The 9,401-nt window shown below is 49.9% G+C and carries 5 protein-coding genes and 5 pseudogenes; 7 read left to right on the top strand and 3 right to left on the bottom strand.

Features of this window, described 5'->3' with window-relative positions; translation table 11 throughout:
• Positions 1 to 293, top strand: a 293-nt coding sequence (locus tag EA472_RS21305) for a transposase (RefSeq protein WP_207891203.1), incomplete at its 5' end; no start/stop codon positions are given.
• A 5-nt stretch (positions 294 to 298) separates the two neighbouring features.
• Here the strand turns inward: EA472_RS21305 and EA472_RS21300 are convergent.
• The 3 pseudogenes from EA472_RS21300 to EA472_RS21290 form a co-directional block, all read right to left on the bottom strand.
• Positions 299 to 1,339, bottom strand: a pseudogene (locus EA472_RS21300) (IS4 family transposase); the annotation flags it as partial.
• Between the two features lie 142 nt (positions 1,340 to 1,481).
• Positions 1,482 to 1,667: pseudogene (locus EA472_RS21295) on the bottom strand (IS630 family transposase); the annotation flags it as partial.
• Between the two features lie 40 nt (positions 1,668 to 1,707).
• Positions 1,708 to 2,139, bottom strand: a pseudogene (locus tag EA472_RS21290) (transposase); the annotation flags it as partial.
• A gap of 239 nt (positions 2,140 to 2,378) precedes the next feature.
• Here EA472_RS21290 and EA472_RS21285 point away from each other — a divergent pair.
• The 6 genes and pseudogenes from EA472_RS21285 to EA472_RS21260 form a co-directional block, all read left to right on the top strand.
• Positions 2,379 to 2,816 (top strand): annotated as a pseudogene (locus EA472_RS21285) (transposase); the annotation flags it as partial.
• A 545-nt stretch (positions 2,817 to 3,361) separates the two neighbouring features.
• The gene (locus tag EA472_RS21280) at positions 3,362 to 5,407 is read left to right on the top strand and encodes a hydantoinase/oxoprolinase family protein (protein WP_124193487.1); all 2,046 of its coding nucleotides are present in this window, start codon (positions 3,362 to 3,364) and stop codon (positions 5,405 to 5,407) included.
• Positions 5,404 to 7,143 (top strand): hydantoinase B/oxoprolinase family protein, encoded by a 1,740-nt coding sequence (locus EA472_RS21275; RefSeq protein WP_124193486.1) that lies wholly within the window; start codon positions 5,404 to 5,406, stop codon positions 7,141 to 7,143. Before EA472_RS21280 ends, EA472_RS21275 begins: the two co-directional genes overlap by 4 nt.
• 40 nt (positions 7,144 to 7,183) lie before the next feature.
• The gene (locus EA472_RS21270; RefSeq protein WP_124193485.1) at positions 7,184 to 7,975 is read left to right on the top strand and encodes an electron transfer flavoprotein subunit beta/FixA family protein; all 792 of its coding nucleotides are present in this window, start codon (positions 7,184 to 7,186) and stop codon (positions 7,973 to 7,975) included.
• Positions 7,972 to 8,922: an electron transfer flavoprotein subunit alpha/FixB family protein gene (locus EA472_RS21265; RefSeq protein ID WP_124193484.1), complete on the top strand. Its 951-nt coding sequence runs from the start codon at positions 7,972 to 7,974 to the stop codon at positions 8,920 to 8,922. Before EA472_RS21270 ends, EA472_RS21265 begins: the two co-directional genes overlap by 4 nt.
• Positions 8,923 to 8,953: 31 nt before the next feature.
• Positions 8,954 to 9,401: pseudogene (locus EA472_RS21260) on the top strand (Fe-S oxidoreductase); the annotation flags it as partial.

Raw genomic sequence — 9,401 nt, 5'->3', positions numbered from 1 at the left:
CACACTTTCTGCATGCTCTCCAAGAAGAGTTCGGCAAGGAGCTGGTGATTGTCTTGGACAACGCACCGTATTTCATAGCGAAGCATCTCAAGAAGCAGGCCGCGAAAGCTGGCCTGCTTCTTGAATATCTCCCCTCGTACGCACCGGAAATGAACCCACTCGAACAGTGCTGGCGTCAAGTGAACGAGGGACGTGCCAACAAACTCTATCGAACACTCTCCGAACTGAAAGCATATCTCACCAGCAAACTCCCAACGCTGCACTCACCGAGGATCTATGAGTATCTCTGCTGATCCCTATCACGGCTCACGACCAAGGACAACAGCGCCGCGTACAGCAGAATCTCTACGACGTGCTTCTTCGTCGTATCGAACTCATCCAGTCTGTACTGCGCCTTCAGCTCCCGGAACAGTAGTTCTACTTCCCAGCGACAGCGGTAGATCGTCGCTAGATCCTCCGGCAGGAACTCTTCACGCGAGAGATTCGTGATGTACAAATGGTAGTCGTCGGCGTCCTCGTTGCGGACGCCGACGACGCGGAACCGTTTCGTATCACGTGACTGCGTGCCCGCGTACTCTCTCCGGTCAAACTCGATCTCAACTTCGACGTCGATGTACTTGCGGCAGAGATCGTCCACGACGTCGAAGATTTTCTTCCCCTCCAAGGGAATGGCGCGGCCGCGCCCTTCCCGTAATTCGTCGGTTACAACCGGGTTAGAGCTGCGTTTCAGTCGGCTCACGAAGTAGCCGTCGTTCTCGTCGATCAACGCGAACTGCCGGTACTTGAAATAGGCCAGATCGAGGATCGCTAGCCGACCTTCGAGCCACGATCCTGTCTCGAACTGCGTACTGTCGTGTCTTTTCTCGTCTGTGACGCTGAACTGGTCGATCGTCTGCTCAGTGACGTTGTGGAGCAGGTGGAGCCGTGCTCCAGCCTGCTCCTCACGGCGACCTTCGTACTCCTCAGAAAGCAACTCGTGAAGCCGGAGAACCGTTCCATCTGCGATCATCACGTCTCTGAATCGGTTGAACTCCTCTGAGACGGTGTGGGGGACAGCGACCTCGTCGAGCCCGTACTCGACGAGGTCGCGGAGGTACTCTGCGAGAGTCGGCGTCAGCCGCTGATAGAACCCTCCTGAGGACAATGTCTTGTCTGCAGTCGAGTTGTAGCTTCGTCTGAAGCTGGCGAGCGTTCGGCTTGCGCCGCCGGCGAAGCCGAACGCAAATGACCAGACGAGCGGTGGAATCTGCAGCTTCCGATTGCGCTCGACCACGCCGACGGCATCGGCGTGGTCTTCGAGCGCTTCAGATGGAAGGAAGTTAGTGAGATGGCGTTCCACTTCCTGTGAGGAGGGGTTAGAGTGCACATCTTCTGCCTCCTCATTCCTTCCGAAAAGTAACTCCGATAAGCCGCCTCTATCGTGCGGTTTTGCGCCTAACTAAAGACGGATGGAGACCGTCCTTGTTCCATCGTTGACCCTAGCGCGTTCCTGTCGCAGAGGACCTGCCGACGTCATCGGCAGCGTCCTCCAGCGTTGCTCCCTTGTAGACTCGTTTGATGAAGATCAGCCGCTCAGTGAGTTTCTCATCAGTAGACTCCGCAAAAAGTCGGTCGAGATCGTCCTCACTGAGGTGACGGACGATCTCTTTGCGGCGATCTCCAGACATACTCACATATCAGATGCCACCTTCATAACTTCCCCTGACCACTATAGCCGAGCGAGCGCTTGACGGCGGAGTTGACGGTTTTGGTCATTGACCGCTGAGCGTACCGATCTTCGTCAATGCGGGCGTTGTGCGCGTGATCGTACGGTGCGAAGATCCGATGTTTGATCAGCGGGCGAATGCCGAGGTCACGGAGTCGTTCGCGGAGTTGTTGCTTGTCATAGCCCTTATCAGCAGCGAAAGACCGCAGATCGCCCGCGTTCCGGCGGGCGATCTGGTCACAGAGATCCGCGTCACTACCTTCTAGCGTCGTTGAGCAGTGAAGATCGAGCACAGCTTGCGTGGCTGTATCGACAAGCTTTGTAACTTTGAGCGTCTGAACGCGATAATTCGTTCGGTGGCAGTAGTGACGGCTTGCACAATCTCGTTCATAGAACGTTGCGTCGATTGCAGCATGTTCAGAGAGATCGTGCACCTATGGAAACGCTGCTACCCGAACAAACCACTGTTGTCAGTAAAATAATTGTGACGTCCCAGTATCTGTTGCCTCCACAGCCGGCAGGCGGTCGGTATCTTGTTACGGTACGGTCGCTGGCTGACGAGAGCAGTCGCTCATGGAGAGCCTCGACCAGCCACTGAGGGCCGCCAAGAGTGATCAGCGTAACAACTGAACCCCTCAAGTAGGCGTCAGCTCGCGGTAGCAGAAGCGGACCGCTGGATCTGTGCATGGAGGAGTCAAAACTTGCGCAGACCACTCAAGAGACGCAGCTGCTGATGACGATACCTGGCGTAAGTTTCTACTCCTCGCTGCTGACCACAGCCGAACTAGGCGAGATTGATCGGTTCGACCGCGATACACAGGTCGTGAGTTACGCTGGATTGGACCCCGTCGTCCGCGAGTCAGGCGACTCGCTGACTGAAGGGGGGATTTCGAAGCGTGGAAGTGGAGATTTACGGTGGATTCTCGTTCAGTGTGTTCACACAGCAGTTCACAGGTGTAACGATCCGTATCTCGGACGGTTCTACGCTCGGTTGAAGCGGCGGAAGAACCATCAAATCGCCATTGTTGCAACGGTCCGGAAACTGCTCGTCTCGATCTATCACATGCTCACGCGCAAGGAAGTCTACGATCCACCGGGGGTGAGCGCCTGAGGAGCGCCGAATCGGCGCTCCTCGGCGCGCGTAGCTTTCGCTGTCGTGAGCACCTGCGTTCGCATCAAGAAGTCTCCTGCCTGAGGGAAGACCGATCAGCCGACCACAACCACTGCTTATGATTTGCGCCCTTCCACTGCGGAAATTGCAATAGCTCACCCAAAACTATACGGTGACAACCGTGGTTTGGGCAGGTAGCAGGCTTTCATAGGTGTGTAGCATACTGTTGATGGAGCCCAATCTAGTGGTTTTCCGGCTAGTGCTTCAAACTGTGATATCACCTGCGAGTCGCTCTCTAGATTACCCTCAATCAGGTGAGCAGAATCAATAATTTTACACTGAGATAGGATCATAGTTTTGATATGAAATAGAGATCAGTAGTAGAAAATTATAAGTGCATCTGTGCTAGCGTGTCTTATTGGGAAAGTATGAACACTACCTTGAAAGGACCCAACAAAAGATACAAGAGTACTTGAATCACCGAAGAGTACAGCTATACGAAACCAACAATCAAGTAACTAAAATCAGATTTAGAGAATTAATACATGAGCTATAGACTTGGCGTAGACGTCGGAGGAACGTTCACTGATCTCATCCTTTTTGATGAGGATATGGAGTCTATGCACCAGACAAAGGTTGCATCAACTCCAGAAGACCCATCCAAAGGAGTCATCAACGGTATTGATACACTCACCGATGAATACGGTATTTCAGGTGATGAGTTTGAACAGGTAATACATGGAACAACTGTCGCAACGAATGCCCTCCTAGAGAAAGAAGGTGTCAAAACAGGACTCATAACGACGGCGGGCTTTGAAGACGTTCTACAGATTGGACGTCAAACTCGTCCGGACCTTTATAATTTTTGGGAACACAAACCAGACCCACTTGTCCGTCGGAGGAATCGAGTTGGTGTGACAGAAAAGATCTCTCCGAAAGGAGAGATTATCGAGCCCATCAAGTATGATGAACTGGAGACTGTAGTCAATCAATTAGCCGAAAATAATGTTGATGCTATTGCAGTTTGTCTTCTACACTCCTACGCCAATTCCGAACATGAAGAAGAGATTAAAAGCTACATTCAATCAAAATATCCAGATACTACTATTGCGGTCTCCTCGGAGATTGTTCCGGAATACCGCGAATTTGAACGGATGAGTACGACAATTATCAACGCCTATGTTCAGCCACTGATGGCGCAGTATCTTAGACAGCTTGAAAATAAGCTACTGAACCAAAATATTGAAACGTCACTTCAAATAATGCAGTCAAATGGAGGAATAATGACTGCGGAGACTGCATCAGAGAAAAGCGCCCACACTTTGCTTTCCGGTCCCAGCGCCGGCGTCTTAACAGGAAAGGTGATTGGGAATTTGACGGATACCGAGAATCTAATCACATTTGACGTTGGAGGGACCAGTTCGGATATCTGTACAATTCACGAAGGTGAACCAGAAGACTCTGTTGAAAATGAAATTGGTGGGTATCCCGTTCGGATCCCGATGTTGGATATTAATACCATTGGTGCGGGCGGCGGTTCTATTGCTTGGGTAGACAAAGGTGGTGCACTTCGTGTTGGTCCGAAGAGTTCCGGCGCTCAACCGGGTCCGGTCTGTTACGGAAGAGGCGGGGAAGAACCCACAGTTACTGATGCTCATCTTCTTCTTGGCCGATTAAATTCGGACTATCTTCTCGGAGGTGAACTTGAAGTGGATTACGAGACAGCAGAGCGGATGATGAAAGAAAAATTAGCTGATCCACTTGGTATGACGGTTGAAAAAGCCGCCGAAGGAGTTTTCGATGTCGTAATTGCGAATATGGCAAGAGGTATGCGTGTTGTTAGTGTTGAGTCTGGATATGATCCTCGTGAATTTAGTCTGGTTGCGTTTGGAGGGGCTGGCCCACTCCACGCTTATCGACTAATCCAAGAGTTGGACATGGAAAAGGCAATTATTCCAGTGACACCGGGTGTCGCATCAAGCCTTGGGCTGCTATCTGCAGATACACGACACGACTATGTCACAACTATTGTTAAGAACATTGACGATCTGTCAGTAGATGAACTACGCACTGCTTACAACCAATTAAAAGACGAAGCAGAGAAACGAATTGCAGCAGAAGGTATTGATTCACCCCAGTTTTCCAGGGTGGCAGATGTGAAATATAAGCGCCAAGGATATGAACTTTCGATTCCCGTTCCGAATGCAGTATTCGAAGAGGGATTATCGATGCTAAAAGATGTGTTTGCCCAAGAGCATGAACGAGAATATGACTTTTCGTTTGACAATGAGCCAATCGAGCTTGTGAACGTACGACTTAGTGCGATTTCATCGGTTGAGACACCGTCGCTGAAGTCCGATGATCCTCAAATACTGAATCCTGAAGACGCCATCGTTGGCTCACGAGACGTTGTTTTCCGAGGGGAGACATACAAGACGATCATCTACGAACGCGAAAAACTACCCCCAAGTCATCAGCTATCCGGTCCAGCGATACTAGAAGAGTTGTCATCAACAACGGTTATTGGTCCAACACAGGACGCATACGTCGATGAGTATGGTAATGTCCACATCACGGAGGGAAATAAATGAAACCAAATAGTACAGACGATTACGATCCAGTCGCGCTTGAAGTCATCAGAAACGCAATCAAATCAACGGCTGAAGAGATGGGTGTCACCCTTACGAGAACAGCATATTCAACAAATATTAAAGATCGCAAAGATCTCTCCTGTGCTGTCTATTCAAAAAATGGCGAATTAGTCGCTCAAGCAGAGCATGTTCCACTTCATCTTGGTATGATGCCAAGCGCTGTCAAAGCTGCACTGAAGGAAGTGGATTCACTCAATCCTGGGGACTCGATTATGCACAATGACCCCTACTTGAGTGGCTCCCATCTCCCAGACGTTATGGTTTTCACTCCAGTGTTTAACAACGGAGAACGGGTTGGAATCGTCGGCAATCTCGCGCACCACGTTGATGTTGGTGGTTCTGCACCTGGTAGCACACCTCCAGATGCAACTGAGATTTTTCAGGAGGGTCTACGGTTCCCCCCGGTGAAGATTCGTAAAGACGGAAAAGTGGATCCGGAGATTGTTGACATTTTCTTAAACAATCTTCGAACTAAAGAAGTCAGTAAAGGAGATCTCTCTGCCCAAATATCGTCGAATCTTCGTGGGAAAAATAATATTGTTGAACTTGCAAAGAAGTATGGTAATAATCACTTGATCTCAAATATAGATATGATACTTGATTATTCTGAATCTCGCATGAGAAATAGCATATTGGAGATTGAAAATGATGTTGGAGCGTTTAGAGATTATATCGAAGGTGACGGAATTCTCTCTGAATCGACGGACATTCCGATTGAAGTAGAAGTTAAAATTTCTGACGATGAGATTTATGTTGATTTCGAGGGGACTGCCGAAGAAACAGAGGGTCCCCTCAATGCGGTTCGACCACTTACGTTGTCTTGTGTATATTTTGTCACGAAAGCTGTTGTTGATCCAGATCTACCCACGAATGATGGTGCGTATCGCCCGATCAACGTCCACACACCAGAAGGAACCGTTGTAAACGCGAATTTCCCTGCGCCTACAGGGATCGCGAACGCAATCACCTCACAGAGAATTGTGGATGCACTCCTTGGTGCTTTCAAAGAGATTGTACCCGAACGGGTAATGACAGCGTCGGCAGGAACAATGAATGGAGTAACGATTGGAGGGGAAAAACCGGAAAGCGGTGAATTCTACACGTATGTAGAGACGTACGGCGGGGGCCAAGGAGCAATGCATGATCTTGACGGAATGGATGGTGTACACACCAACATGACAAATACTAGAAACGCCCCTGTAGAAGTATTGGAAAACACATATCCATTCGAAATAAAACAATATGGTCTAGTTGAAAATTCAGCTGGTTCCGGAAAACACCGCGGAGGTCTCGGAATCATTCGTGAAATTTTAATTCGGAATGATGCCCAAGTAACGGTTGGGACTGATAGAAATCGCCATCGGCCATGGGGATCTTATGGGGGAAATGATGCACAAGGGACGAATATTACTCTGACCCATCCTGACGGGACAACGACGAGCCTGGGAACTAAGCAGACACTTGAAGTTGATGCTGGATCGACTTTCGTTTTCGAAACTGCAGGTGGCGGTGGCTGGGGAGATCCTCTAGAGCGCCCACCTGAAAAAGTTCTCGAAAACGTGAAGGATGGATACATCTCGAAAACTATTGCTGAGGAGGAATATGGAGTAGTTATTACCAACAGTGAAGTAGACTACGACGCTACAAAAGAACTTCGCCAACAAATACAGGAATAGCACTAACATACGAAAGTCTCCAATAATAATAACAGTTAACATGAAGGTACTAGTTACAGTTAAAGAAGTTACCACGATTGAAGATGGATTTGAGATCGAAGGAACAAAAATATCTGAAAAGTATCTCAGCACGGATTTAAACGAGTGGGATGATTACGCAATTGAAGAGGCCGTTCAACTCCAAGAAGAAGGTATCGCTGACGAGATTGTTACGGTTACAATCGGTCCCGAAGAGTGCGAGGAGACTATCCGGAAAGCACTCGCAAAAGGGGCCAATCGTGCTGTTCGCGTCTGGGACGATACTCTTGAGGATACCGATCTTCTCGATGTAAGTATAACAAGCGAAATTTTACGTGCTGTCGTTGAGGATGAAGATCCCGATCTTGTACTGATGGGTGTCCAAGCAGCCGATGATAATTTTGGGGCGACTGGCGTCTTCTTAGCTAAGGACATCGGCTACAATTGGGCTGCTGTTGTCAATCATTTAGAACATGACTTCGAAGACGGTGTCGCCACTGTCCGCCGGGAACTTGAGAGTGGGGTTGAGGAATACACCGATATTGAATTACCGGCAGTATTGACCATTCAGACAGGAATTAATGAACCGCGGTACGCTAGTTTGCGTGGGATCCGACAGGCACAGCGTAAGGATCTGAACTGCAAGGACTTCGTGGATCTCAGCATTAACAAAGATTCGATCGAATCGAGGCTCTCACTGACAGAAATGTACGAACCTGAAAGCGAAAGCGACGTCGTGATCTGGGAAGGTGATGCTGAAAAGACAGCTTTCCAGCTATCTGAGCTGCTTCGCGAAAAAGGGGTGGTGGGATGACAGATATCCTTGCAATTATGGATCACCGGCGCGGCGAACTACGGAATGTGAGCTACGAACTCATTACTGTTGGTTGCCAGCTTGCCAACGAAACAGATGGCAAGTTACACCTTGCAGTTATTAACGGGGCTAAAGAGTTCGCTGAGAAACTCAATCGTGAGGGAATTGATACGATCTACACCGTTGACTATGGTCAGGAGTTCAACCACGATGTTTACACACAGGCGATCGTCCAACTTTACGACACGCTTGCCCCGAAGTATATCCTCACTCCAAACAGTGTCAACGGACTCGACTACGCACCCGCAGTTGCAAACCAACTCGAACTGCCAATTGTCACTGACACTATCGATCTCGCGACCGATGGTGAGACGTTGATCGTGACTCGTGAGATGTACGGCGGGAAGATCGAGACGACGATCGAATTAGAGGGTATGGCCGTTGTAACGATCCGTGGCGCTAAGTGGCCAATGGAGGAGAATCCCGGCGATGCAGCAATCAAGCCGTTTGACGTCGAAATTGATGAGGGTGCGCTCGGTACGATGGTCAATGGCTTCAAGGAGATCAGCGGCGGCGACGTCGACATTAGCGAAGCTGACGTTCTGGTTTCTGTTGGGCGCGGTATTGAACAAGAGGAGAATATAGATCTCATTCACGAACTTGCGGATGCATTGGATGCGACGGTCTCCGCATCGCGGCCGATCGTTGACAATGGCTGGCTGCCGAAGAGTCGCCAGGTTGGCCAGTCCGGAAAGATTGTTACGCCCGACATCTACATTGCGATCGGAATCTCAGGTGCTGTCCAACACGTTGCGGGCATGAAAGGGTCGGACACGATTATCGCGATTAACACTGATCCCAACGCCCCCATTATGGACATCGCAGATTACGCGATCCGTGGCGACCTTTTTGAGGTTATTCCAAAGTTAATAGAATTATCTAAATAGTAAATATTCTATACCTATTGGTGATTACACAATGACAGTCGTAGCACAGACGGAGGTGACGAGGGAGACGTACTGGGGAATCAGCGCCACGGAGTACGCGGTGTTCTACCTTCTCGCGGCGATCACTATCTTCGTCTTCCTCTACGGCGTTTACCGACGCTTCGATCGGTACGCCGCCGGCGACGACGACCCGTTCGCACGTCTCGACGACCTCTCGACCCGCGTCGTCGAGGCGGCTCGAATCGCGCTCTCGAACGAGAAGAACTTCAACCGGGATCTCTACGGCGGCCTGATGCACTCGTTCATTCTCTGGGGCTTTCTGACGCTGCTGATCGCGACGCTGATCATCATGTTCGAGCAGTACGCCACGGAGATGCTGTTCGACGTGGCCTTCTGGCACGGCGACTTCTACCTCGCCTACCAGTTCATCGTCGACGCGATGGGTCTGTTGTTCGTCGTCGGGATCGGCATGGCGATCT

Origin of the sequence: Natrarchaeobius oligotrophus (assembly GCF_003841465.1) — an archaeon.
Classification (GTDB): domain Archaea; phylum Halobacteriota; class Halobacteria; order Halobacteriales; family Natrialbaceae; genus Natrarchaeobius; species Natrarchaeobius oligotrophus.
The sequence above is the reverse complement of the archived record's forward strand: the minus strand, read 5'-3'. Positions and strand labels throughout refer to the sequence as shown.